We start from the raw sequence: 24,501 nt of genomic DNA, 5'->3' as shown, positions 1-24,501 counted from the left end.
GCTACCTGTTGTTCGTGTTCTGGGAGATGGAGAGGAATCAACGACCGATGAAGCGTGCCGGGCGTTTTTCCATGGCGGCGCGCAGGGCTTCGTTGCCGTCTTCGCTGCGACCGCAGAGCAAACCGGCGGCGAGCTCGGCTTGCAGTTGTTCCGGCAGGCTGCGTTCTGCACCTTCACGCATGAGTTTTTTGGTCTGGGCGAAGGCAAAGGTCGGGCCGGCGGCCAGGCGTGCGGCCAATTCGCTGGTGACCGTCAGCAGTTGATCGTCGGCACAGACATCGCCGACCAGACCGGCGTCGAGGGCACGGTCAGCACTCCACAGTTCATCGAGGAACAGCAGGCGCTTGGCCTTTTCGCTGCCGATCAGCCGTGGCAGGTGCCAACTGGCGCCGGCGTCCGGCGAGTACGCCATGCTGGTATAGCCGGCCTTGAAGCGCGCCGATTGCCCGGCGATGCGCAGGTCGCAGCACAGGGTCAGGTCCATCCCGGCCCCGACGGCGGTGCCGTTGATGGCGGCGATGGTGGGTTTTTCCAGGCTGTGCAGGCGGGTCATCAGGGCGTGGGCGGTTTCGGTCCAGCCGTAGGTTTCCAGTGCACCCCGGGCTTCGGCATCGGCCCATTCATCGAGGTCGGCGCCGGCGCAGAAACTGCGGCCGCTGCCGGTGAGCACCACCACGCGCACCGCCGGATCGGCGTTGAAAGCGTCGAGCAAACCATGCAGGTTTTTCAGCGTCGGAATGTCCAGCGCATTGCGCTGGGCAGTGCGATTGAGGGTGATCCAGGCAACGCCTGCTTCGACCTGGCTGAGCAGCGACGATTGAGTGGTCATGGGAATCCTCGAATTATTGTGATTGGTCTGAGGTGATGCGACTTGAGGCCATACTAAACGAGTGTTCAGCAAGGCAGCAATTGGTGGGGAAATGGGCTGTAACAAGCTCAAAAACTATGTAACACATTGGTTTTATTTAATATTTATTAGAAGAGCGAGCGTGAACCGTTCGCGCTGTTACAACTTCGAACAACTGGTGACAGGACGTTGGTCGCAGATCTTTTGCCCACCACAAAACCAATGTGGGAGCGGGCTTGCTCGCGAAGAGGCCCTGTCAGTCAACCTTGATGGTGACTGACACTCCGCTTTCGCGAGCAAGCCCGCTCCCACAGGGGGGAAGTGTTTAGTTCAAGGAATCAGGCAGTCGGCAAGCTCGGCGCCAACACGCCCTGGCGCTTGCGATGGATCAGGAAGTACGCGCCATAGCACAGCGCAATGAATCCGAAGCCCCAATACAGCGACGGACGCTGGGTTTCATCCAGGGCCAGGAACACGAACAGCGAGCAGCACAGCGTGATGCACATCAGCGGCAATACCGGGAACCACGGTGCGCGGTATTTCAGGTCGCTGAGCTTGCCGCCGTCACGCAAGTACGCCTTGCGGAACTTGTACTGCGCCAGCGCGATGACAATCCAGGTCACGGTGCCGGACATGCCGCTCACCGCCATCAGCACCATGAACAAGGTGTCGGCGGCGACGAAGCTGGTCATCAGCGACACCAGCGCGAAGCACAAGGTGATGCTCAAGGCGCGTAGCGGTACGCCACGCTTGCTCAAATGCGACAGGCTTTTCGGCGCCATGCCGGTTTTCGACATCGCCCACAGGATGCGCGTCGAGGCATACAGGCCGGAGTTGCCCACCGAGAGGATCGCGGTAAGGATCACGAAGTTCATCAGGTCGGCCGCATAAGGAATGCCGACCATGTCGAACACCTGCACGAACGGGCTTTCCATCAGGCCGGCCTGCTGCCACGGCACGATGGCCGACAACACGATGATCGCCAGCACGTAGAAGATCAGCACACGGAACACCACGTTGCGCACGGCGCGGGGAATGCTTTTTTCCGGCTGGTCGGTTTCACCGGCGGCCACGCCCATGATCTCGCAACCCTGGAACGCGTAGACCACGGTCATCATCACCGCGAACACCGCCGACAGGCCGTTGGGGAACAACGAATCGCCGATCAGGTTGGTCGCCATCGGTGCTGGTGCGCCGCTGCTCAAGGGCATCACGCCGAAGATCACCAGCACGCCGACCACGATGAAACCGAGAATCGCCGCGACCTTGATCCCCGAGAACCAGTATTCGGCTTCACCAAAGGCGCGGGTCGCCATGGCATTGATACCGAACAGCACCACCACGAACAGCGCCGACCAGTACCAGATCGGCACCTCCGGGAACCAGCGGGTCATCAGCATGCCGGCGGCGGTGAACTCCAGGCCCACGGTGGTGGCCCAGCTCATCCAGTACACCCATCCGATCATGAACCCGGTGGCCGGGCCGATGTATTTGGTGGCATGGGTCTGGAACGAACCGGACACCGGCATCTGCACCGACAGTTCACCCAGGCAGACCATCACCAGGTACATCAGGAAGCCCGCAACCAGGTAAGCCAGGATCGCCCCCACCGGGCCGCCCTGATTGATGGTCACGCCGGAACCCATGAACAACCCGGTGCCGATGACGCCGCCCAACGACAGCATGAAAATGTGCCGGCTCTTGAGGGCGCGGGTCAGCTGGATGCCTTTATGATCAGTGTTTTCGTTCATGTCGGCACCTCAGCAGTCGATGAGGTGAACAGCGCGCGACAGGACGTCACGGCGCAGGGAGGGATCAGCTTTACGGCAATTCATTATTATTATCTCCAATAAGCTTCGAAGACCGCGCTGCGGCGGTTGCGTCGATTATTGGAAAGCCATGTAAGTTCGCGTTGACCGTAAGGATCGAAGTTGTACAAAGTCGTAACAAACTTGTACGTCAGCTCTGCAACAGGCCTTCGAGGGTATCGAGCGAGTGCTGCAATTGCTCATCGAGCGCGGGGCTCATGCGCTGGATCGCCGATTCATCGTTTGCCAGCGCCAAGGTCTCCAGCACCCTCAAGGTGCTGGCCAAGGCCCGAAAACCCAGGGAATCGCAGCTACCGGCCAAGCGGTGAGCCAGTTGCGCGACCTCTGTGCAGTCGTCGGCGGCCATGGCTTCATTCAGCGCATCGCGGTGTTGAACGATCGAGTCACGCAATACCGCCAGCAGCCCCAGGACCTTTTGCGCACCGAGCAGGCTGCGATGGGTCTGCAACAGCGGCCAGTCCATTGCCTCATCGCTCGGTAGCGACTCGGCCACAGGTGCATGCCCTTCCAGCACCTGGCGCAGGTTTTCCAGCTTCAAGGGTTTGGCCAGGACACCGTCCATGCCGGCCTCCAGATAACCGCGCACCAGTGCCGGTTGCACGCTGGCGGTCAGGGCGAAAATGCGCGTATGGCGGTTCGGCCCGTCGTTATTGCGAATCTGCCGGCATAGCTCGACACCGCTGATGCCCGGTAGGTGCACGTCCAGCAGCATCAGGTCGAAAACCCGCGCCGCACAGTGCTCCAGCGCCTGATCCGCTTCTTCGGCGAGCCACACCCGGTGGCCGTCCCGTTGCAGCAAGCCCTTGGCCACTTCGCGATTGAGCGCCACGTCTTCGACCACCAGGATGTTCAGTGCCGGCCCCGCCGCGCGAATCGACGCAACTTCAACCACGCCGCTGGCCGGCTGCAAGGTCAGCTCGAACCAGAAGCAACTGCCGCGCCCCTCTTCACTGTCCACGCCGATGCAGCCGCCCATCTGCTCCACCAGATGTTTGCAGATCGCCAACCCCAACCCGGTGCCACCAAAACGCTGCGCGACTTCTTCGCTGGCCTGGGTGAAACGCTCGAAAATCTTCGCCTGCATCAAAGGGGCAATGCCGATGCCGTCGTCCGTGACACTGACCCGCAGGCGCTGTCCGGTCTGTTCGCCGGTTTCGCTGAGCAGCGCCACCTCGACGCTGACTTCGCCGCCTTCGGTGAACTTGATCGCGTTGGCCAGCAGGTTGCTCAGCACCTGACGCAGGAACTGCTCGGCGCCGTGGTGATGCTCGGCAATGCGCTGATCGACCCGACAACTGAGGATCGTGTCGTTGTTCAGCGCTCGCGGTTCCAACAGGGTCAGCACCTCGTCGAGCAACTGGCGCAACGAGAAATCCACCGGTTCGGGATGGCTGACACCCTCCTCCAGCTTGGCGAAATACAGCACTTCGTTGAGGATCGTCAGCAAGCCTTCGCCGGCCTTGTGCAAGGCATCCAGGCGTTTGCCGTCCTGGGCATCCAGACGCGCACCGCGCAGCAATTCGGCCATGCCGAGGATGCCATTGAGGGGCGTGCGCAGTTCGTGGCTCATGGTCGCCAGGAACCGCGACTTGGCAAGGTTGGCCGCTTCCGCCTCGTCTTTGGCGCGCATCAGGCTGGCGGTGCGGCGCTCGACCATTTTCAGCAGCTCGTCACGGTTGTCCTGCAAGGCCAGGCGATCGGTTTCCCGGCGCTCGATGTCCCGCAGGATCGCCCGGCGCATATCGTCCAGCGCATGGGCCACGGTGTCGATTTCGTCGCTGCCACGACGCTTGTCCAGGTGCAGGGGTTCGTGCCATTCACCGGCGGCGATGCGTCGGGCAAACTCGGCCATGACTTTCAGGTGCCGGGTCACCAGTCGATAAAACAGCCCCGACAAGGCAACGGCCAGACCGCAGAGGAACACCGCCATCCACAACAAGCTGGTCAAACCGGTGGCGTAGAGTCGCTGGTACACCGCCCCCAGATCCGTGCTCACTTCCAGCTCGCCAAGGTTGCGCAAAGGGCCGGACGGCGGCTGATAGTCCAGGACAAAGCGCTCGATGCGCAGCGGTCCCGTGGGGTGCGGATTGCCCTGTACCAGGTCGAAATCGGCGCTGGTCAAGTGCACCCGGGCGACGTCGGAGAAGTCCACCAGCCCGCGCAACTGCACATTCAACTGCTCCTGGTTCAAGTCCCAGAGGCTGCGTTCCAGGCTGGCCAGGTAGCCGGCGCGGATCAGCTCCATGCGCGAATCGATGTCGCGCATTTCCCGTCGATACTCGATGTACAGTTGCACGCTGCTGGCCAGCACGGTGAAGCACAGGCTGAACAACAGAATGAACAGCAACAGGCGTCGCAACAGTCCACCGGGACGGGCGCGAATCATTGCGCATCCGCCGGCAGGTTGATCATGTCGCGGTAGGTCACTTCGCTTTCGTTGAGCCAGCGCTCGATGTCACCGGCATCGACCAGGCGCTGCAACTGCGCATTGATCTCGGGCATGCGAGCGGCCAAGGGCGAGCGCCGCGATACGGCGACCCGCAGATAATCCACGCTCAACGCCTTGGGCAAGGCGACGATATCCTGGCCGCCGGGCAGGTTTTCCACGTACAGCTGGCCGGTGCGTCGCTCCTGGGTGATGAAATCGATGCGCCCGCGAATCAGCTTGCCGAAGTTCTGGTGGCTGTCGGAAACCCATTCGATATTGTTGTTGCGCGCGACCATGCGATCGAACTCCACGCCGTAGCTCTCGCCGAACAACAGGCCGCCACGGTAATGGGCCAGGTCGTCCAGCTGTTCGAATTTCACCGGGTGCTGGCGGTTGATGAACAACGCCACTTCTTCACGCAAGACCGGCACCGTCGAGAACAGCATGCTCTGCTCCCGTTGCGCGGTGCTGTAGGCCAGCACCACATCGACCCGCCCTTCGGCGGCGTCCAGCAGGCAGCGTTTCCAGTTGCCCAGCACGACCATCTCGACCTCGTAACCCAACTGGCCGAACAGGTTTTTCACCACATTAGGCGCCAGGCCGCGCACCTGCTTGCCGTCGCTCCAGGACACTGGCGGGTACACCGGGTAATCGCAATAGCGAACCTTGTCCGCCGCGACGGCATGGCCGGCCACCAGCATCGCCAGCAGGCAAAACCATCGCGCCATCAGCTTCAGGCCGCCACGCTGGCGGTGAACAGGTAACCGGCGCCGTGAATGGTGATGATCAACTGGGGTTCTGCCGGATCGTCGTGCAACTTGCGGCGCAGACGCCCGACCAGCACGTCGATGGAGCGGTCGTTGGGCACCCATTCGCGGTTGCGGATCTGGTCCATCAACTGATCGCGGCTGAGGGTATGGCCGCTGTTGCGCAGGAACACGCTGAGCAACTGGTATTCGCCGTGGGTCAGCAGGGTTTCGCTGCCGGACGGATCGATCAGGCGACGGCGGTCGGTGTCCAGCGCCCAGTCGGCGAACTGCTTGACCGGCTTGGCCGCCACGACGGCCGGCGCTGGCGTTTGCGCATGACGGACCCGGCGAATCAGGTTTTTCGCCCGGGACACCAGTTCCCTTGGATTGAGGGGTTTGATCACGTAGTCATCGGCACCGCATTCGAGGCCGACGATGCGGTCGATTTCGTCGTTGCGCCCGGTGATCAGGATGATCCCGACCTCCGACCGCACCCGCAGCTCGCGGGTCAGAGTCAGGCCGTCCTTGCCCGGCAGGCGGATGTCGAGCATCACCAGGTCGACGCTCTGGCTGGCCAGGAAGGTTTCCGCCAGTTCCGCCGTGGCGGCGCAATGGACGTCGTAGCCTTCCTGGGACAGGTAGGCGTGCAGCAGATCGCGAATCAGCGGATCGTCATCGACGATCAATACCCGAGGAGTCATCGCTTGGTGTCCGGCATAGGCCCGAAGGCCAGTTTCTTATTAGAGTGTTTTCCTGCATCGGCGCCAGAGAGTATCCAGTACTGAACGACTGATCAACAGTCGCTCGTCTGCCCGCAGAAGCGTTGGCGTCCGCCGGCCTGCAACCCATCGACCCAGGCCTCGCAAATCTGGATGCCCTGCTCCGGGGTGAAGGTACCGGGGTTCAGCCCGGACTCCAGCCACAAGCCGTCGAGCAAGGCGCTGAGGCTGATGGCGGCGAGGTCGGCGTCGAAGTTTTCCCAACCCTCCTCCCGGGCCAGTTCCGCCAGCACCTTGCGCAGGATGCCGCGATACTCGCCATAGGAATGATCGTGGGCCTGGTTGATGGCCTCGGCGGTTTTCACCGCGCCCCAGAACGCCAGCCACGCATCGATCAGTTGCGGATCGAGCAGTTCGGCGGAAAACGATCCGCGGAAAAACGCCGACAAGCGCTCCCGGGCATTCGGCGCGGCTTGCTCCATGGCGTCGCGCAGCAAGGTCATGACCCGCCCGGTGATCGCCATGTAGGCCGCGGCCACCAGTTCATCCTTGCCGGAATAGTGATGGCTGATCAGCCCCACCGAGACCCCGGCTTCGGCGGATATCTTGCGGATCGACGCGCCCTGGAAGCCGTGACGCTTGAGGCACACCAGCGTCGCCTCGATCAGGTTGGCTTTGCGCAACTCCGGTTCCATGCGGGAAAAACGGGCTTCCTGATTCATGGGCGACACGCTCCTTGGTTCAATCGTTTAGACCTGCGCGGGTTAGCGGCGGGCTGAACGACTGTACAGCAAGAGCGGGCCATTTCTCCAGTCAGTTGCCAGTATGGTAGACCGTGGCGCCTGCTTCGCGAGCAAGCCCGCTCCCACAGGGTTTTGTGTTGGTCACAGATTTTGCGTACACCCACCTACCCCTGTGGGAGCGAGCCTGCTCGCGAAGGGACCAGCTCAAACAACACAGAACCTGGATCAGTCGCGGTAACCCGGCGCCACCCGATCCAGCATCCGCAACAACGCCGCCCAAGCCAGTTGCATGGCATCGGGGTCACTCAACTCCCCATCCTCCAACGGCCGCCCCGGATCATTGAACTGCCGTTCGGTATACGCGCAAACCTCGTGCGACGGCAGAACAACTTCACCGGCGGCTTGCGCGGCCAACTGGATTTCACAGGCCTTTTCCAGGTAGTACATGCGCAGGAACGCCTGGCTCACCGTCTCGCCGACGGTCAGCAAACCATGATTGCGCAGCATCAGTACCGATTTGTCACCCAGGTCTGCCACCAGCCGTTGTTGCTCGCTCAAGTCCAGCGCCACGCCTTCATAGTCGTGGTAGGCAACGCGGCCATAGAACTCCATGGAAATCTGGTTCACCGGCAACAGCCCGCACTTCAACGCCGCCACCGCACAACCGGACTTGGTGTGGGTGTGCAGCACGCATTGCGCATCTTCGCGGGCGCCGTGGATCGCGCTATGGATCACGAAGCCGGCCGGATTCACCGGGTACGGCGACGGCTCCACGGCGTGACCATCGAGGTCGATCTTCACCAGATTCGACGCGGTGATTTCATCGAACATCAGCCCGTAAGGGTTGATCAGAAAGTGATGCTCCGGCCCCGGAATGCGCACCGAGATGTGGGTGAAGATCAGATCGGTCATGCGAAAGTGCGCAATCAAGCGGTAACAGGCCGCCAGCTCCTCACGCAGGCGCTGCTCGGTGGCGCTGCGTTCAGGGGCCAGGTGGGTGACGATGTTGTTCATTCTTGTGGTTCTCCAGGCTGATCGGCTGGGGCAGACAGTAAGGCTGGACGCTTGGACTCGTCCAGCCGTCCGTGTTTATTTGCTGGCCCAGGCGTTGAAGCGCTCTTCGAGCTCTTCGCCATGATCGACCCAGAAACCGACGTTCATCGACAGTGCGCCCTTGAGGTTCTGCGGCGCCGTGGGCACCCATTGCGCCAGTTTGTCGTCCAGCCGTGCGGCGGCCTGGGTGTTGGTCGGGCCGTAGGGGATCTGCTGCACGTAGTTGACCTGGGCGTCCGGCTGGTTGGCGAAGGCGATAAAACGCTTGGCCTGATCCACGTGCCGGGAGCCTTTGATGATCGCCCAGTAGTCCATGCCGTACAGGCTGCCGGGCCAGACCAGAGCGAGGTGGCTGCCTTTCTGTGCGGCGTCGGCGATGCGTCCGCTGTAGGTCGAGGTCATCACCACATCGCCGGCGGTCAGCCATTGCGGCGGTTGTGCGCCCGCCTCCCACCACTGGATGTAAGGCTTGAGCTCAGTAAGTTTGGCGAATGCCCGGTCCACACCCTGCGGGGTACCGAGCACCTTGTAGACGTCTTCGGTCTTGACCCCGTCGGCCAGCAAGGCGAATTCCAGGTTGTACACCGCGCGTTTGCGCAGCCCACGCTTACCGGGGGTTTTCTTCACGTCCCAGAAGTCTGCCCACGAAGTCGGGGCCCGGGCCAGCTTGTCGGTGTCGTAGGCAATCGCCACGCTCCACACCAGCGCGGCGGAACCGCATTCCTGCGCCGCCTCGGGGATCAACTGCTCGGCGTGGCCCAGACGTGTCCAGTCCAGACGCTCGTACATGCCTTCCTCGCAGCCACGCATCAGGTCCGGGCCTTCGATCTGCACCACGTCCCAGTCGACGTTGCCGGTGTCGACCATCACTTTGATTTTCGCCATCTCGCCGTTGTATTCGCTCTGGATCACTTTGCTTTGATCCACGGCGGCAAAGGGTTGAAAGAACGCCACGTCCTGGGCTTTTTGTCCGGCTCCGCCGTATCCGACCACCACCATGTCCGATGCTGCCTGAGCGCTGCCCAGGCCCATGGCCACGGACAACACCAAGGGATAAAAACCGTGCTTGAGCGTGTGCGATTTCATCAGTGGTTCCTCTTGCAGGTGCCACGGGACCCAAGGCCCGCGCAGCCCTTTTTTATTGTTGTGAGGTTTGGCCCGGGAGCGGGCTCGAGACGAAACTACTGCAAGGCGAAGTAAAAAAACAAGTTGATTTTTTACTGTAGGTAAATTTATATAGACCAATAATTACACCGAAAACCTGATTCCTCTGTAGGAGCGAGCTTGCTCGCGATGGACCTGAGAACGCCGCGGGGTGTCAGGTACCCAGCGTTATCGTTGACGTCCATCGCGAGCCTGCTCGCTCCTACACAGGTCAGCCTGCCAGGAGTACCCGCCCCATGCCGACCTCGACACCCGCCTTCGCGCACCTGTTCGAACCCCTGGAGATCCGTGGCAAGCGCCTGAAGAACCGCATCATGTCCAGCGGACACGACACCTCGATGCCCACCGACAACCTGGTCAATGAACAATTGATCGCCTATCACCGGGCGCGTGCCGAAGGCGGTGCCGGGCTGATCGTGCTGCAAGTGGCCGGCGTGCATGACAGTGCGCGCTACACCTCCCACGTGCTGATGGCCACCGACGATGCGTGCATCGAGGGCTACCGCAAACTGGCGCAAACCTGCCATGCCCACGGCACCGTGGTGTTGTCCCAGGTGTTCCATCCGGGGCGGGAGATCATGGAGTCCAGCGATGGCCTGCTGGCGGTGGCCTACTCCGCCTCGTCGGTGCCCAACGAGCGTTTCCGGGTGATGCCCCGCGCGCTGGACCAGGCCATGATCGACGAGATCGTCGCCGGTTATGCCGCTGCCGCCCGCCGCCTGCACCAGGCAGGCATCGACGGCGTCGAGGTCGTGGCCAGCCACGGTTACCTGCCGGCGCAATTCATCAACCCGCGGGTCAACCGGCGTACCGATGGCTACAACGGCGAGCTGGAACAGCGTTTGCGTTTTCTGCGCGAAGTCATCAAGGCTGTACGCGAGGCGACCGACGAGCAGTTCATCATCGGCCTGCGCATTTCCGCCGATGAGCGCGACCCGGAAGGCCTGACCGAGGACGAATCCCTGGCCGCCGTGCAGTCACTGCAAGCGCAGCTCGATTACGTGCACATCGTCGCCGGCACTTCGGCGTCGCTCGGCGGCGCGGTGCACATCGTGCCGCCCATGGCGATCGAAGCAGCGTACCTGGCTAAAGAAGCCGGCACGTTCAAGGCCAGTCTGAACATTCCGTTGTTCGTCACCGGGCGCATCAACCAGCCCCAGGAGGCCGAGCTGATTCTGGCTCGCGGCCAGGCCGATGTGTGCGGCATGACCCGGGCACTGATCTGCGATCCGCAAATGCCCAACAAGACCGACACCGGCCGCGTCGAAGACGTGCGGGCGTGCATTGCCTGCAATCAGGCGTGCATCGGCCACTTCCACAAGGGCTTGCCGATTTCCTGCATCCAGCACCCGGAAACCGGGCGCGAACTGATCTTCGGCGAACGCCGACAAGCGCCACAGCGCAAACGCATCATGATCGCCGGCGGTGGCCCGGCCGGGATGAAAGCCGCCACGGTCGCGGCCCAGCGCGGCCATGAGGTGACGCTGTACGAAGCCAGTTCGCAACTGGGTGGTCAGGTGCTGCTCGCGCAACTGCTGCCACGGCGCAGCGAATTCGGCGGTGCCAGCACCAACCTGCTGCGGGAAATGGAACTGGCCGGCGTGCGCGTGGTGCGCAATACCCGAGTCGACCGGGTACTGGTGGAGCAGGAAAAACCGGACATGGTGATCGTCGCTACCGGAGCCGAGCCCTACTGGCCGCCCTTCGAGCGCGGTGGCGAGTTGCAGGTGGTAGACGCCTGGCAGGTGCTGCGCGATGAGGTGCAGGTCGGCCGTTCGGTGGTGGTGGTCGACTGGCGTTGCGACTGGATCGGCCCCGGCATCGCCGAACGCCTGGTGCGTGCCGGGCATCAGGTGCAACTGGCGGTCAACGGCACCCATTGCGGGGAAAACCTGCCGCTGTACGTACGCGATCAACTGGCCGGCGAGCTGCATAAGCTGGGCGTGCCGATCACGCCGTACGCGCGGCTGTATGGCTGCGATGACAACACGGTGTACCTGCAACACACCGCCAGTGGCGAACCGATGCTGATGGAGAACATCGATACGCTGGTGCTGTGCCAGGGACATCAACCGGTGGATACCCTGGGTGCTGAACTGCAAGGGCTGGTGGAGTTTCGCCGCATCGGCGACTGCCTGGCGCCGCGTACGGTCGAAGAAGCGATTTATGAAGGATTGAAAGTCGCGTGGGAGCTTTAAGGCTGTTTATACTCCGGGGCTTTAACGGCTAACACCAACCTGTGGGAGCGGGCTTGCTCGCGAATGCGGTAGATCAGTCGCCATTGATGTTGAATGATTAACCGCTTTCGCGAGCAAGCCCGCTCCCACAGGGAATGCGTTTCCCCTCCCGGTTCGGAATTTTCCATGAGCAACAACAGCAAGACCCAGCCCGCCTCAGGCAGCGCCGAACCGCATTTTCTCGGCACGCGCATTCGCGGCCTGCGCAAGCGCCGGGGCATGACCCTGGCGGAACTGGCGCAACAGAGCGAACTCACCGCCGGCTACATCAGCCAGCTGGAACGCAACCTCGCCTACCCGTCGATTCCGGCACTGTTCAACATTGCCCGCAGTCTCGGCGTCACCATCCAATGGTTCTTCGCCAGTGAAGCGGTCACCGCGCCCGAAGACGATGGCGTCGTGGTGCGCAAAAACAGCCGCCTGAACGTGCATTACGAAGACGGCATCGTCGACCAGTTACTGACCCCGCAAGCCAACCGTCAACTGGAAATGCTCCACTCGCGTTTCCCGCCCGGCACCTACAGCCAGCAAAGCTACAGCCACGACGGTGAAGAAGCCGGTTACTTGCTCTCGGGGAGTTTCGAGTTGTGGGTCGGCGAGCGCCACTTCCAGCTCAATGAAGGCGACAGTTTCAGCTTTTCCAGCCAGGAACCGCACCGCTACGGCAACCCCGGCGATGTCGATGCGGTGGTGATCTGGGTGATTACGCCGCCGACGTTCTAACGTCGGCGGCGACCGCTTGCCTGAGTGGTACTCGCACGCTTGAGGGTGTCGCTCGGCAGCTCATTGAACAACGCGCGGTAGCTGCTGGAAAATCGGCCCAAATGCCAGAACGACCAATGCATCGCCACTTCGGCCACGGTGGTTTGCGTGGGCGTGCGGCTGAGCAATTCGCGGTGGGCGCTGTTGAGTCGGCGCAGGCGCAGCCACTGGGTTGGCGACATGCCGGTGTAGGTCTTGAACGCATGCTGCAACTGGCGCAGTGAAACCCCGGCAACCTGGGAAAGTTCCAGCAGGTTGAGGTGTTCTTCCGGGGTGTCCGCGGCCCATTCCCCTACCCGCTTCATGATCGACCGCTCCCCGGCCCGACGCTGCAAGGCCCCCTGGTCAAGGCCGACACAGGCGTTGTCGAGGATGAACAGGCAGTCTTCCAGCAGTTGCTGGGTCAGCGCTTCGCGGCTCGGTGGATCGAAGGTCTGCGACAGCCGCGTCAAGGTCCCGCTGAGCCAACGGCAGAACAGCGCGTTCTGCTGGGAGTTGAGCGGTGCCATGAACAGCCCTTCAAGCCTGGCGATGTCCAGACTGTGGCGCTTTACAAACTCCGGCCCGAACACCACGGCGATTTCCTGATAGTTCTCCGGGGTGATCCAGATGTTGCGGCTCTCGCCATTCAACAGGTACAGCGCATTGTCGCCGCGATCGAAACAGAACGACAACGAGCCCTGGGGCGCGCTGAAATTCTGCTCGACCCGGGTGTTCATCGACTCTTCGTAAATCTCCACGCCCTGCAGGTCCAGATAACGCACCAGGCCTGCGAAATGCCCCGGCGACATCTGCTGGTATTGCTGCACCCAGCCCGGCGTGGCGCGGATTTGCTCGGCGACATCGGCGGTGTTGAACGCTTGGACCTGGAGGGAGTTGGAACCTGTCATGGGGCGACCTTACGCACTCTTTTGGTGCGCTTTGTGCTGCTTAAAGTGGATAGATGGAACCGCAAGGCTCGCACAAGATAGTCGTCAACGCGCTACAGGGGAAGTGTCCGGCGGATGAAACCGGTCTCTCCTGGCGTTAATAAAACCAATAACGAGGTCTTTATGAATGTCCCTTTCGATCAGCTGTTCACTTGGCTGAAAGATCACAAGATTACCGAAGTCGAGTGCGTCGTCAGCGATCTGACCGGCATTGCACGCGGCAAAATTGCACCGACCAACAAGTTCCTGCATGAGCGAGGCATGCGCCTGCCGGAAAGTGTCCTTCTGCAAACGGTAACCGGGGACTTTGTCGACGACGACATCTACTACGACCTGCTCGACCCGGCCGATATCGACATGGTCTGCAAGCCGGACGCCGACGCCGTCTACGTGGTGCCATGGGCCATCGAGCCGACCGCCATCGTGATCCACGACACCTTCGACAAGTTCGGCAACCCGATCGAACTGTCGCCGCGCAACGTGCTGAAGAAAGTCCTGCAGTTGTACACCGACAAAGGCTGGCGGCCGATCGTCGCGCCGGAAATGGAGTTCTACCTGACCCAGCGCTGCGAAGACCCGGACTTGCCGCTCAAGGCACCGATGGGCCGTTCGGGCCGTGCCGAAAGCGGTCGTCAATCGTTCTCCATCGACGCGGCCAACGAATTCGACCCGCTGTTCGAAGACGTCTACGACTGGTGCGAACTGCAAGGTCTGGACCTCGACACGCTGATCCATGAAGACGGCCCGGCGCAGATGGAAATCAACTTCCGTCATGGCAACGCCCTGGACCTGGCGGATCAGATCACCGTGTTCAAGCGCACCATGCGTGAAGCGGCGCTCAAGCACAACGTGGCCGCCACCTTCATGGCCAAGCCGGTCGGCGACGAGCCGGGCAGCGCCATGCACCTTCACCAGAGCGTGGTGGACATTGCCACCGGCCAGCCGATCTTTGCCGATGCCGATGGCAACATGAGCGAGCTGTTCCTGCATCACATTGGCGGCCTGCAGAAGTACATCCCGAAAGTGCTGCCGATGTTCGCGCCGAACGTCAACTCGTTCCGCCGCTTCCTGCCGGACACCTCGGCACCGGTGAACGTCGAATGGGGCGAAGAAAACCGCACCGTCGGCCTGCGCGTGCCGACCTCGAGCCCTGACGCCATGCGCGTCGAGAACCGTCTGCCGGGCGCTGATGCCAACCCGTACCTGGCCATCGCCGCCAGCCTGCTGTGTGGTTACCTGGGCATGGTCGAGCGCATCGAGCCGAGCGCTGCGGTACAGGGCCGCGCCTATGAGCGTCGCAACCTGCGCCTGCCGATCACCATCGAGGACGCCCTGACCCAGATGGAAGAGTGCGACACCATCAGCCGTTACCTGGGCAGCAAGTTCGTGCGGGGTTATGTCGCGGTCAAACGTGCCGAGCACGAGAACTTCAAACGGGTGATCAGTTCGTGGGAGCGTGAGTTCCTGATGCTCAGCGTCTAAAAAACTCGCTCCCCAAGGGATCACACATCCCCTGTGGGAGCGGGCTTGCTCGCGAAGGCGGCCTGTCAGTCAACGATGATGTTGAATGTACCGGCCTCTTCGCGAGCAAGCCCGCTCCCACAGGAGGACACAGAACACCAAAGATTTGCCTGAAGAATCCAATAATTCCAAGAAGGTATCGATATGCGTCTTTTGAAATCCGTGGTCCCCGCTGCGCTGGCGGTTCTGTTCAGTGCCGTTGCCCAGGCCCAGCCACAGGTCAGCGTCTACAACTGGACCGACTACATCGGCGAAACCACCCTTGCCGACTTTCAGGCCAAGACCGGGATCAAGGTGATCTACGACGTATTCGATTCCAACGAAACCCTGGAGGGCAAACTGCTTGCCGGTCGTACCGGGTATGACGTGGTGGTGCCGTCCAACCACTTCCTCGCCCGCCAGGTAAAGGCCGGCGCGTTCCTCAAGCTCGATCGCGAGCAACTGCCGAACTACAAGAACCTCGACCCGAAATTGCTGGCGCTGCTGGAGAAGAACGATCCGGGCAACTCGCACTCGGTGCCGTACCTGTGGGGCACCAACGGCATCGGCTATAACGTCGACAAGGTCAAGGCTGTGCTGGGCATCGACAAGATCGATTCCTGGGCCGTGCTGTTCGAACCGGAAAACATCAAGAAACTCAGCGCCTGCGGCGTGTCGATGATGGACTCGGCGGACGAAGTGTTCCCGGCGATGCTCAACTACATGGGCATGGACCCGCGCAGCGAAAGTGTCGAGGACTACAAAAAGGCCGAAGCCAAGCTGCTGCAGATCCGCCCTTACATCACCTACTTCCACTCCTCCAAGTATGTCTCGGACCTGGCCAACGGCGACATCTGCGTGGCGTTCGGTTACTCGGGTGACGTGTTCCAGGCCGCCAACCGTGCCAAGGAAGCCAAGAACGGCGTGAACATTGCCTACGCGATTCCCAAGGAAGGCGCCAACCTGTGGTTCGACCTGCTGGCCATCCCTGCCGACGCCAGCAACCCGAAAGAAGCCCACGCCTTCATCAACTACCTGCTGGACCCGCAAGTGATTGCCAAGGTCAGCGAGTCGGTCGGCTACGCCAACCCGAACCCGGCCGCCAAGCAGTACATGGACCCTGAACTGGTCAACAACCCCGAGGTTTATCCGTCCCAGGAAGTCCTCGACAAACTCTACATCTCCACCACGCCGTCGCAGGCGATCATGCGCCTGATGACCCGCTCGTGGAGCAAAGTGAAGTCCAACAAATGAATCAGTACACCAAGGAACACACCCACTCCTATTACGCAGCGTCCGCCAAGGGCATGAAGCAGCGTCCCGCGCTGGCCTCGGACCTTACGGCCGATGTCTGCGTGGTCGGCGCGGGTTTCACCGGCATCAACACCGCCATCGAACTGGCCCAGCGCGGGCTCTCGGTGGTCCTGCTGGAGGCCCGGCGAGTCGGCTGGGGCGCCAGCGGGCGCAACGGTGGCCAGTTGATTCGTGGTATCGGCCATGACGTCAGCGGTTTCGCCAGGCACATCGGCGCCGATGGCGTGCAATACCTGGAGCACGCCGGGACCGAGTCGGTGCAAGTCGTGGCCAAGCGCATCCGCGAGCACGGCATCGATTGCGACCTGAGCTGGGGTTTTTGTGAACTGGCCAATACCCCTGCCCAGTTCAAAGCGCTCAAGGCCGAGCAGGTGGAACTGATCGAGTCCGGTTATGCCTTTGAAACCCGACTGGTCGCGCCGCAGCAAATCCGTGAACAGGTGGTGAACTCCGGTGTGTACGCCGGCGGCCTGGTGGACATGGGCTCGGGGCATTTGCATCCGCTGAACCTGGTCCTTGGCGAAGCGCAAGTTGCCGAGTCCCTCGGGGTGCGGATTTTCGAGCAGAGCCCGGTGCTGGAGCTGATCCATGGCAGCACGGTGCGAGTGCGTTGTGCTGGTGGCACTGTGAGTGCAGGCACGTTGGTGCTGGCCTGCAACGCGCACCTGGAAGAGTTGGAACCGAAGCTCAGCGGCAAAGTACTCCCGGCAGGCAGCTACATCATCGCCACCGAGCCGTTGTCGGAAGACGCCGCTGCAAAACTGATCCCGCACAACCTCGCGCTGTGCGACCAGAAGGTCGGCCTGGACTACTACCGGCTCTCGGCTGGCCGGCGGTTGCTGTTCGGCGGTGCCTGCCATTACTCCGGGCGCGATCCTTCGGACATCAGCGCCTACATGCGTCCGCAAATGCTCAAGGTGTTCCCGCAATTGGCCGATGTGCGCATCGACTATCAGTGGGGCGGCAAGATCGGCATCTCGGCCAACCGCTTCCCCCAGGTCGGGCGCCTGAGCCAGCACCCGAACGTGTTCTACGCCCAGGGTTACTCCGGCCATGGCCTGAACGTGACCCACTGGTGCGCGAAGTTGTTGGCCGAAGCGATCCATGCCGGCCACAGCAAAGGCTTCGACGTGTTCAGCGCCGTGCCGCACATGACCTTCCCCGGCGGACGCGCCCTGCGTTCGCCGTTGCTGGCCCTTGGCATGTTCTGGTATCGGATGCGGGAAGTGCTGGGTTGACCACCGGGCGCCTGAGACGGGTTGTCCCTCGCTTCAGGCGTCCCGGCAGGTCAGGTGGGGTGGCGGCGACCTCAAGAGATCGCCGCGGCACATCTATTGAGGCATCTGAATGTTAATGCCCTCCTTCTGCATTTCTTCCCGTACCGACTGGAATTTCTGGTACTTGGACAATTCGATCGGGCCGTCATAGCCCATGCTTTGCAGCTTGCGTGGCGGGTATTTGATGTAGGTCTGCATCAGCTTGTTGATCGCCTGGCTGATCGGCACCATGGTCCAGGTGCGCTCGGTGACGTTACTCATGAAGATGTCGTAGCGCTCCTGTGGATCTTGCAGCAAGTCAAAGACTTGCGGTACGACCGCCACGTACTTCGACTCCCCTTTCCAGCCCAGGTTGGTGTCCACGGCCAGGCCGCCGGTCGGTACACCATTGTCGCCACGCAGGTTGAACACGGCCTTGTAGTTGCCTACGCGGGCCGCCCCCGGCGACAACTCGTTTTCGGTGAAGTAGAACCACTCTTTACGTGGATCGGGGCCAGTGCCGGTTATCACCGGGGTCATGTCATAGCTGTCGAAATAGATCGGCTGACCTTCGCGATCCTTCTCCGGCAACTTGATGCCGGCCACCGAGGCGAAGGTCGCCATCAAGTCGAGTCCGCCGAGAATGTCGTGGTTCTTGGCATTGGGTTTGATTTTTCCGGGCCAGGTCATGATTGCAGGGACCCGGTTACCGCCCTCGCGCACGGTGCCCTTGGTGCCACGAAATGGTGTGTAGCCGGCGTCCGGATAAACGTCCTGCCAGGCGCCGTTGTCGGTGGTGTAGACCACCAGCGTGTTCTTATCCAGGCCCAGCGCCTTGAGCTTGTCCATGATACGACCGATGCGCGTATCCAGTTCGACCACCGAGTCGGCGTACTTGGACTTGGAGATCGACTTGTGAACGAACTCCGGTGCCGGCAGGTTCGGCTGGTGCACTTTCATGAAGTTGACGTTGATGAAGAACGGCTTGTCGGATTTGGCGGCGGTGTCGAGGAATTCCAGCGCGGCTTTTTCGACATAACCATCAAAGTAGGGAATCCCGACTACACCGGGTTTGCCGTCGATGACCGGCGTATCAACATACTGGCCGTTGATCTTGAACTCTTCGACGGCCTTTTCTCCCGCCTTGCCCGAGAGTGCGCCCTTGGTCACCTTGGCAAACATCGCCCGGGTTTCCGGGTCCATGTCGGGGAACCATGTCGGATCGGCGTAGGTGTAGGCATTGAGGTGATAGAGACCGACGTACTTCATCACGTCATAACCCTGGGCATTGGGCAGCGCATAGTCGGCTTCACCCAGGTGCCACTTGCCGGTGAAATAGGTCTCGTAACCGCCGGTCTTGAGCACCGAGGCCAGCGTCCACTCGGCGGCGGGCAAACCACCGCCCTGGCCCTGGAAGGCCACGGTGGTCATGCCGCTGCGATTGGGGATACGCCCGGTCTGCATGGCGGCTCGCCCTGGCGTGCAGCTCGGTTGCGCGTAGAACGAGTAAAAGGTTGTGCCCTCAGCGGCCAGTTGGTCGATGCTGGGTGTCGGCATGCCGCGGCCGACGCCGCCACCATAAGGGCCCAGATCGCCGTAGCCGGTATCGTCGGATACGATGAACAGGATATTGGTTTTTTCTGTTTGTGCAGCCTGGGCCAAACCGTTAAGCGCTATCAGTAATGAACCTGCAATGAAGAACCTTGAGCGATGCGAGAGTCTTTTCATGGCGACCTTCCTTTATCGGGACGGATCCTTGTGGCCGGCTACTTGTTTTCAAGTAATCCGTAACCGGACCCTGGTGAGTTACCCCCAAACCATGCCCTCCGGTTAGTTCCAGGCGTTCAACTGACCAGGCAATTGAATTCCTGTAGCTACTCAAGGCACCCGAGTCAGCCTAGTACGGTTATTTTCATAACGCGCAATGCAGGCAGTGGAATTCGAAGTCGTTCGTCGCTTGCTTCCCATGTAATTGCGTGGATCGAGTCATCCCCGGCGGCAGATAGTGTTCAGGTTGCGACTTTCGATTTGCTCAATTGCAAGTCACCTCTATATTGAGGGGGTGCTCTGAACTTCCTGCCTTCTGTTGAGCTTGACCCATGGCAACTACTGATCAGCTGATCATCTGCGAGCACTGCGACAGCGTGTACCAAAAAGTAACGCTCGCCAAACATCAAAAAACCCTGTGTACGCGCTGTGGCGGCGTGCTTCAGCGCTATAACGGCCTCACGGTGGAACAGCGTCTTGCGTTGACCTTCACCGCGTTGATGCTATGGCTGTTCGCCAACTTCTATCCGGTGATGAGCATCAGCCTCAAAGGCGTGAAGAACAGCGCAACCCTCTGGGACTCGGTACTGGCCCTGAGCCTGGGGCCTATCACGTTCATCGCCATGGTGGCGGCAATCGCCATGATCGTCGCGCCGATTTTCCAGCTGTTGCTGCTGATCTGGGTGCTGGGCTTCGCCCTAGCCCGGCAACGCTCGCCAGGATTCAAGTTCTGCATGCGCTGGCTGGAAACCCTGAGGCCCTGGAGCATGCTCGAAGTCTGCCTGCTGGGTGCCATGGTCGCGGTGATCAAGCTCGCCGGCCTGCTCGATGTGCTGCCCGGCATCGGTCTGTTTGCCCTGGCTGCACTGAGCCTGATGATGATCCGCATTGCCGGGCGCGATATCCGCGAACTATGGGACCTTGTATGAGCACGCCTCCGTACGCCGACGAGCTCAACCTGTGCCTGTGCCACACCTGCGGGCTCGCCTGCGACATGACCTTCGAGCCCCACGAATGCGAGCGTTGCGGTGCACCGCTGCACCGGCGCAAAACCAATTCACTGACCCGCACCTGGGCCTACATGATCGCGGCCCTGGTGTTTTACATCCCGGCCAACCTGTTGCCGGTGATGAACACCCAAATGGTCGGCCATGGCGCCGACAGCACGATCATGAGCGGCGTGCTGGAGTTCTGGGAAGCCGGAGCCTGGGACATCGCCCTGATCATTTTCATTGCCAGTATCGCGGTGCCGGGCATCAAGTTCGTCGCCATCACGCTGCTGCTGGTCACCGTGCAACGCGACAGCGAGTGGGCACGTAAAGAACGGTCGACGCTGTACCGCTTCGTCGAGGTCATCGGTTACTGGTCGATGCTCGATGTGATCGTGGTCGCCCTGGTGGCCTCGCTGGTGAAATTCCAGGCCCTGGCCGATATCGAACCGCGCCCGGGCATTCTGTTTTTTGGTCTGGTGGTGGTATTTACCATGCTGTCGGCAATGAGTTTCGATCCACGCTTGATTTGGGATAAAGAACGGGAAAACCCACACAATGAGGAGGTCACGGATGAAGTCACAAGCCACTGACGGGCCGCAAGCCCCCGGGCTCGCGCCGATCAAGACCCGCCGTTTCAGCGTTTCGCTGGTCTGGATCGTCCCGATCGTCGCGGTGCTGGTGGGTATTTCGCTGGTGGTTCACAGCATTTTGCAACAAGGACCGACCATCGTTGTCACGTTCAAGACCGGGGACGGCCTGACCGCGAATAAAACCGAGGTCAAATACCGCAATGTCGTGATTGGTCATGTCTCCGATGTGGAGCTCAGCGGTGACCAGAAGAGTGTCAACGCCACCATCAAACTGGAAAAGCAGGCCGAAAGCTTTACCCGCGAAGATTCACAGTTCTGGGTCGTGCGGCCGCGCATTGGCGCGGGCGGTGTGTCCGGCATCGATACGCTGCTGTCGGGCGATTACATCGGTGCCGATATCGGCCAGGCCAACGGCCGGGCAAAAAACTTCAAGGGCCTGGAAAACCCGCCGCCCATCACCTACGGCGAGCCGGGCAAGCGTTTCACCCTGTTCACCCAGGACCTGGGATCGCTGGACATCGGCTCTCCCGTCTACTACCGCAAGATCCCCGTGGGTCAGGTGGTGGCCTACGCGCTGGACCCGGATGGCAAAGGCGTGAACATAGAACTGTTCATCCATGCTCCCCATGACAAGTACGTCACCGAAAACACCCGTTTCTGGAACGCCAGCGGCATTGACGTGAACGTCGGCGCCAATGGTTTTGCGGTCAAGACCGAATCCTTGTCTTCCTTGCTGGTGGGCGGCATTGCCTTCCGCGCGCCCGACTACAGCCCTGGCGATAAACCTGCTGCCGCAGAGTACGCCTACGAACTGTTCGAGGACCAACAAACCGCCCTCGCCCCGCCAAACGGCAAACCGCAGTACCTGGCCATGCGCTTCGACCAGGCACTGCGCGGGCTCAAGGTCGATGCCCCGGTAGAATTCCTTGGCGTGGAAATCGGCAAGGTGGTGGCGGTCAATCTGGATTACGACGAGACAAAGCGTTCCTTTCCGATCAACGTCGGCATCGTGATCTACCCGCAGCGCCTTGGCCAGGCCCACATCAAAATGCTCAAGGCGCTCAAGCATGATCCCAATGACGAAGCCGCTGGCGTGCGGCTGATCGGCACCTTCATCGAAAACGGCCTGCGTGCCCAGGCCCGCACCGGCAACTTCCTGACCGGCCAGTTGTACATTGCCCTGGACTTCTACCCCAAGGCCGACAAAGTCGCCTTCGATGCAAGCGCACGCCCGGTCATGATTCCAACCATTCCCGGAAGCCTCGAACAATTGCAGGAAAAACTCGAATCCATGGTCGACAAGATCAACAAACTGCCGATCGAGCGTATCGCCGGCAATCTCGATGGCAATCTCGTCGAACTGCGCAAAGGCATGATGCAATTCAACGGCAAGATCTTGCCTGGCGTACAAACCACCTTGTCGGATGTCAGCAAGACGCTGGAAACCGCCAATTCGACCCTGCAATCGGCCAGTTCGACCTTGGCCGAGGATTCGCCGCAGCGGGAAAAACTGGGGCAAACCCTGGATGAACTGGGACGCACCTCGAGATCCTTGCGTGATCTTTCGGATTACCTGGGACGGCATCCGGAATCGCTGCTTCGCGGCCGTCCGAACAATGCCGCACCCATGGATCTGCAAGGGCCACCGCGCAATTGAACACAGGAGCAACACCCATGGCTTTACCGCTGAAGTTCACATTGGTCACCGCGATGTTGCTGCTAGCCGCCTGCCGCAGTGACCCGATTCAATTCCACACCCTGACCCCGGCGCAGCAGGGCGATCACTCAAGGACCACTGTCGGGGTGATCCAGATCGAGACGATCAGCGTGCCGCCCCAGGTCGATCGAGCGCAGATCGTCATTCGCGAGGGCAACAGTGGCCTGGCGATCCTGGAAACCCAATGGTGGGGCTCGACTCTCGTGGACGAATTGCGCAGTGCGCTGGCCGACCAACTGAGCAACAGTCCTGTACAAGGCCGACATTCGGTGCGGGTCGATGTGCAGCGTTTTGACTCGATCCCCGGCCAGTACGCCTTGATGGACGTGGAATGGCGCCTGCGCAGTGCCAGCAGCGGCGAAACAGCACGGGTGATTTGCCGCAGCGCCTTGCAAACGCCTTCGGGCGCTAGCGTCGATGACCTGGTGCTTGCCCAGCAAAACAACGTCAAACGCCTGGCCGCGCTGATCAGCCAGGCTGCCGCCAGGCCACAGGCGAGTTGCCCTTCGCCCTGAACGCCTTCCCCCCGGATTAACGGCGACAAGTTCGTCGTTAATCCGTCCCTACTGTTTCCTGCTGTCATTCCCCGCGACAGGCGGCCAGCAGCAACTGGCACCGTCAGGTGCGCCGAGGGCACGACAAAAGGCAGCCGGGGGCAGCACCCTATTCTGATCGACGGTATCGATTGATCGACGAGTCGAACCACAGTGGGTGCAGTGCTGCTAATCTGAATGAAAATTACATGTATTAACGGTTTTTTTGACGTTATTTTCTCATTTGGATCTCTACATTTCCCGCACCTCAAAAACATGCAAATGATTCGCATTGGTTAACTGGCGCTTGAATGCGCATGACTTTCAAAAAAATGCACCAGGAGCAGCCCGCAGAATGATTCCGAAAATCCCTTCGTTCTTGAAAAAAGCCCTGCTGGCCACCGCTTTGCTCAGCGCTGGCCAGGTGTATGCCGCTGACTCCGTCGGCATCGTGGTGTACAACGCGCAACACGCAAGCCTGACCAAGGCCTGGGTCGAGGGCTTTACCCAGGAGACCGGTATTCCCGTCACCTTGCGCAACGGCGATGACACCGAGATGGGCAACCAGATCGTGCAGGAAGGCGCGGCTTCGCCGGCGGACGTATTCCTGACCGAAAACTCCCCGGCCATGGTCCTGGTCGACAACGCCGGGCTGTTTGCGCCTGTCGACAAGGCCACGCTGGAGCAGGTCGACTCCGCCTACCGCCCGGCCCACGGCAAATGGGTAGGGATCGCCGCACGCTCCACGGTGTTCGTCTACAACCCGAGCAAACTGCCGGAAGCCGACCTGCCGAAATCGATCATGGACCTGGCTTCGCCGGGCTGGAAGGGTCGCTGGGGTGCATCGCCAGGCGGTGCTGACTTCCAGGCCATCGTCGCAGCCATGCTCGAACAAAAGGGTGAAGCCGCCACGCTGGATTGGCTCAAGGCGATGAAAACCAACTACGCCAACTACCGTGGCAACAGTTCGGTACTCAAGGCGGTGAATGCCGGGCAGATCGACAGCGGCGTGATCTACCACTATTACAGCCTGGTGGATCAGTCCAAGACGGGCGAAAACAGCAAGAACACCGCCCTGCACTACTTCAAACACAAGGATCCGGGCGCTTTTGTCAGCATTTCCGGCGGTGGCGTGCTGGCCTCCAGCAAACAACAGGAACAGGCCCAGGCGTTCCTCAAGTACATTACCGGCAAGGACGGCCAGGCTGTCCTGAAGAACGGCAAGTCGTTTGAATACGCCGTGGGCAAAGGCGCTGCATCCAACCCTAAACTGGTGCCTCTGAACCAACTCGATGCGCCGACTGTCGATGCTTCGAAACTCGACAGTAAAAAAGCCGTGGAGCTGATGACACAGGCCGGACTGCTCTAAATT

The 24,501-nt window shown here is 61.0% G+C and carries 20 protein-coding genes; 10 read left to right on the top strand and 10 right to left on the bottom strand.

The window, feature by feature from the left end; all coding sequences use genetic code 11:
• Positions 1-37 precede the first annotated feature (37 nt).
• From KGB28_RS28225 to KGB28_RS28190, 8 genes are all read right to left on the bottom strand, one after another.
• On the bottom strand, positions 38-829 hold the full coding sequence (locus KGB28_RS28225) for an enoyl-CoA hydratase/isomerase family protein (protein ID WP_223448806.1): 792 nt from the start codon (positions 827-829) through the stop codon (positions 38-40).
• 356 nt (positions 830-1,185) lie between these two features.
• Positions 1,186-2,598 carry an amino acid permease gene (locus tag KGB28_RS28220; RefSeq protein ID WP_151214692.1) on the bottom strand — a complete coding sequence of 471 codons (1,413 nt, stop codon included), beginning with the start codon at positions 2,596-2,598 and terminating at the stop codon, positions 1,186-1,188.
• A 208-nt stretch (positions 2,599-2,806) separates the two neighbouring features.
• Entirely contained in the window at positions 2,807-5,062 is a 2,256-nt protein-coding gene (locus KGB28_RS28215; protein ID WP_223448805.1) for an ATP-binding protein, read from the bottom strand.
• Entirely contained in the window at positions 5,059-5,832 is a 774-nt protein-coding gene (locus tag KGB28_RS28210) for a substrate-binding periplasmic protein (protein ID WP_223448804.1), read from the bottom strand. The genes KGB28_RS28215 and KGB28_RS28210 overlap by 4 nt, the downstream gene beginning before the upstream one ends.
• A gap of 5 nt (positions 5,833-5,837) precedes the next feature.
• Positions 5,838-6,554 carry a response regulator gene (locus tag KGB28_RS28205; protein ID WP_223448803.1) on the bottom strand — a complete coding sequence of 239 codons (717 nt, stop codon included), beginning with the start codon at positions 6,552-6,554 and terminating at the stop codon, positions 5,838-5,840.
• 92 nt (positions 6,555-6,646) lie between these two features.
• Positions 6,647-7,294 carry a TetR family transcriptional regulator C-terminal domain-containing protein gene (locus KGB28_RS28200; protein WP_223448802.1) on the bottom strand — a complete coding sequence of 216 codons (648 nt, stop codon included), beginning with the start codon at positions 7,292-7,294 and terminating at the stop codon, positions 6,647-6,649.
• Positions 7,295-7,540: 246 nt separating this feature from the next.
• Entirely contained in the window at positions 7,541-8,329 is a 789-nt protein-coding gene (locus tag KGB28_RS28195; RefSeq protein ID WP_223448801.1) for a class II aldolase/adducin family protein, read from the bottom strand.
• Positions 8,330-8,404: 75 nt separating this feature from the next.
• A complete protein-coding gene (locus tag KGB28_RS28190; protein ID WP_223448800.1) occupies positions 8,405-9,454 on the bottom strand; it encodes an ABC transporter substrate-binding protein in 1,050 nt (349 codons plus the stop codon).
• A gap of 314 nt (positions 9,455-9,768) precedes the next feature.
• On the opposite strand from KGB28_RS28190, the gene KGB28_RS28185 reads away from it, so the two are divergent.
• On the top strand, positions 9,769-11,730 hold the full coding sequence (locus KGB28_RS28185; protein WP_223448799.1) for an FAD-dependent oxidoreductase: 1,962 nt from the start codon (positions 9,769-9,771) through the stop codon (positions 11,728-11,730).
• A gap of 165 nt (positions 11,731-11,895) precedes the next feature.
• Entirely contained in the window at positions 11,896-12,492 is a 597-nt protein-coding gene (locus KGB28_RS28180; RefSeq protein ID WP_150758105.1) for a cupin domain-containing protein, read from the top strand.
• Here the strand turns inward: KGB28_RS28180 and KGB28_RS28175 are convergent.
• Positions 12,489-13,421 (bottom strand): helix-turn-helix domain-containing protein, encoded by a 933-nt coding sequence (locus KGB28_RS28175; protein WP_223448798.1) that lies wholly within the window; start codon positions 13,419-13,421, stop codon positions 12,489-12,491. The two genes, KGB28_RS28180 and KGB28_RS28175, sit on opposite strands and share 4 nt — an antisense overlap.
• A 162-nt stretch (positions 13,422-13,583) precedes the next feature.
• Between KGB28_RS28175 and KGB28_RS28170 the strand changes: the two genes are divergently transcribed.
• The 3 genes from KGB28_RS28170 to KGB28_RS28160 all read left to right on the top strand — a co-directional run bounded on the left by KGB28_RS28170 (position 13,584) and on the right by KGB28_RS28160 (position 17,512).
• Positions 13,584-14,942 (top strand): glutamine synthetase family protein, encoded by a 1,359-nt coding sequence (locus KGB28_RS28170; RefSeq protein ID WP_090455086.1) that lies wholly within the window; start codon positions 13,584-13,586, stop codon positions 14,940-14,942.
• A gap of 183 nt (positions 14,943-15,125) precedes the next feature.
• A complete protein-coding gene (locus KGB28_RS28165) occupies positions 15,126-16,214 on the top strand; it encodes a polyamine ABC transporter substrate-binding protein (protein WP_223448797.1) in 1,089 nt (362 codons plus the stop codon).
• Positions 16,211-17,512: an NAD(P)/FAD-dependent oxidoreductase gene (locus tag KGB28_RS28160; RefSeq protein ID WP_223448796.1), complete on the top strand. Its 1,302-nt coding sequence runs from the start codon at positions 16,211-16,213 to the stop codon at positions 17,510-17,512. The genes KGB28_RS28165 and KGB28_RS28160 overlap by 4 nt, the downstream gene beginning before the upstream one ends.
• Positions 17,513-17,605: 93 nt before the next feature.
• Here KGB28_RS28160 and KGB28_RS28155 read toward each other — a convergent pair whose 3' ends face one another.
• The gene (locus tag KGB28_RS28155) at positions 17,606-19,258 is read right to left on the bottom strand and encodes an arylsulfatase (protein ID WP_223448795.1); all 1,653 of its coding nucleotides are present in this window, start codon (positions 19,256-19,258) and stop codon (positions 17,606-17,608) included.
• A gap of 371 nt (positions 19,259-19,629) precedes the next feature.
• Here KGB28_RS28155 and KGB28_RS28150 point away from each other — a divergent pair, with 371 nt between their 5' ends.
• From KGB28_RS28150 to KGB28_RS28130, 5 genes are all read left to right on the top strand, one after another.
• Positions 19,630-20,226, top strand: a complete 597-nt coding sequence (locus KGB28_RS28150) for a paraquat-inducible protein A (protein ID WP_223448794.1) — start codon at positions 19,630-19,632, stop codon at positions 20,224-20,226.
• Entirely contained in the window at positions 20,223-20,879 is a 657-nt protein-coding gene (locus KGB28_RS28145; protein ID WP_223448793.1) for a paraquat-inducible protein A, read from the top strand. Before KGB28_RS28150 ends, KGB28_RS28145 begins: the two co-directional genes overlap by 4 nt.
• Positions 20,860-22,536: an intermembrane transport protein PqiB gene (locus KGB28_RS28140; RefSeq protein WP_223448792.1), complete on the top strand. Its 1,677-nt coding sequence runs from the start codon at positions 20,860-20,862 to the stop codon at positions 22,534-22,536. The genes KGB28_RS28145 and KGB28_RS28140 overlap by 20 nt, the downstream gene beginning before the upstream one ends.
• Before the next feature lie 17 nt (positions 22,537-22,553).
• Positions 22,554-23,111, top strand: coding sequence for a membrane integrity-associated transporter subunit PqiC (locus KGB28_RS28135; RefSeq protein ID WP_223448791.1), 558 nt, complete (start codon positions 22,554-22,556; stop codon positions 23,109-23,111).
• A 373-nt stretch (positions 23,112-23,484) separates the two neighbouring features.
• Complete coding sequence (locus KGB28_RS28130) at positions 23,485-24,498, top strand: iron ABC transporter substrate-binding protein (RefSeq protein WP_223448790.1); 1,014 nt, start codon at positions 23,485-23,487, stop codon at positions 24,496-24,498.
• The last annotated feature ends 3 nt before the right edge of the window (positions 24,499-24,501 follow it).

It is taken from the genome of Pseudomonas sp. BF-R-19 (assembly GCF_019956445.1).
In the GTDB taxonomy this organism is placed as follows: Bacteria; Pseudomonadota; Gammaproteobacteria; order Pseudomonadales; family Pseudomonadaceae; genus Aquipseudomonas; species Aquipseudomonas fluorescens_BH.
Note: the sequence above shows the minus strand (reverse complement) of the source record. Positions and strands in the feature narration are given on the sequence as shown.

What these genes read in the sequence shown, in the direction of transcription:
- KGB28_RS28150 (WP_223448794.1), top strand. Translation starts at nt 19,630, where the DNA reads ATGGCAACTACTGATCAGCTGATCATCTGCGAGCACTGCGACAGCGTG.
- KGB28_RS28175 (WP_223448798.1), bottom strand. Translation starts at nt 13,421, where the DNA reads ATGACAGGTTCCAACTCCCTCCAGGTCCAAGCGTTCAACACCGCCGAT.
- KGB28_RS28220 (WP_151214692.1), bottom strand. Translation starts at nt 2,598, where the DNA reads ATGAACGAAAACACTGATCATAAAGGCATCCAGCTGACCCGCGCCCTC.
- KGB28_RS28145 (WP_223448793.1), top strand. Translation starts at nt 20,223, where the DNA reads ATGAGCACGCCTCCGTACGCCGACGAGCTCAACCTGTGCCTGTGCCAC.
- KGB28_RS28215 (WP_223448805.1), bottom strand. Translation starts at nt 5,062, where the DNA reads ATGATTCGCGCCCGTCCCGGTGGACTGTTGCGACGCCTGTTGCTGTTC.
- KGB28_RS28185 (WP_223448799.1), top strand. Translation starts at nt 9,769, where the DNA reads ATGCCGACCTCGACACCCGCCTTCGCGCACCTGTTCGAACCCCTGGAG.
- KGB28_RS28195 (WP_223448801.1), bottom strand. Translation starts at nt 8,329, where the DNA reads ATGAACAACATCGTCACCCACCTGGCCCCTGAACGCAGCGCCACCGAG.
- KGB28_RS28135 (WP_223448791.1), top strand. Translation starts at nt 22,554, where the DNA reads ATGGCTTTACCGCTGAAGTTCACATTGGTCACCGCGATGTTGCTGCTA.
- KGB28_RS28165 (WP_223448797.1), top strand. Translation starts at nt 15,126, where the DNA reads ATGCGTCTTTTGAAATCCGTGGTCCCCGCTGCGCTGGCGGTTCTGTTC.
- KGB28_RS28210 (WP_223448804.1), bottom strand. Translation starts at nt 5,832, where the DNA reads ATGGCGCGATGGTTTTGCCTGCTGGCGATGCTGGTGGCCGGCCATGCC.
- KGB28_RS28140 (WP_223448792.1), top strand. Translation starts at nt 20,860, where the DNA reads ATGAAGTCACAAGCCACTGACGGGCCGCAAGCCCCCGGGCTCGCGCCG.
- KGB28_RS28130 (WP_223448790.1), top strand. Translation starts at nt 23,485, where the DNA reads ATGATTCCGAAAATCCCTTCGTTCTTGAAAAAAGCCCTGCTGGCCACC.
- KGB28_RS28160 (WP_223448796.1), top strand. Translation starts at nt 16,211, where the DNA reads ATGAATCAGTACACCAAGGAACACACCCACTCCTATTACGCAGCGTCC.
- KGB28_RS28200 (WP_223448802.1), bottom strand. Translation starts at nt 7,294, where the DNA reads ATGAATCAGGAAGCCCGTTTTTCCCGCATGGAACCGGAGTTGCGCAAA.
- KGB28_RS28155 (WP_223448795.1), bottom strand. Translation starts at nt 19,258, where the DNA reads ATGAAAAGACTCTCGCATCGCTCAAGGTTCTTCATTGCAGGTTCATTA.
- KGB28_RS28225 (WP_223448806.1), bottom strand. Translation starts at nt 829, where the DNA reads ATGACCACTCAATCGTCGCTGCTCAGCCAGGTCGAAGCAGGCGTTGCC.
- KGB28_RS28170 (WP_090455086.1), top strand. Translation starts at nt 13,584, where the DNA reads ATGAATGTCCCTTTCGATCAGCTGTTCACTTGGCTGAAAGATCACAAG.
- KGB28_RS28205 (WP_223448803.1), bottom strand. Translation starts at nt 6,554, where the DNA reads ATGACTCCTCGGGTATTGATCGTCGATGACGATCCGCTGATTCGCGAT.
- KGB28_RS28180 (WP_150758105.1), top strand. Translation starts at nt 11,896, where the DNA reads ATGAGCAACAACAGCAAGACCCAGCCCGCCTCAGGCAGCGCCGAACCG.
- KGB28_RS28190 (WP_223448800.1), bottom strand. Translation starts at nt 9,454, where the DNA reads ATGAAATCGCACACGCTCAAGCACGGTTTTTATCCCTTGGTGTTGTCC.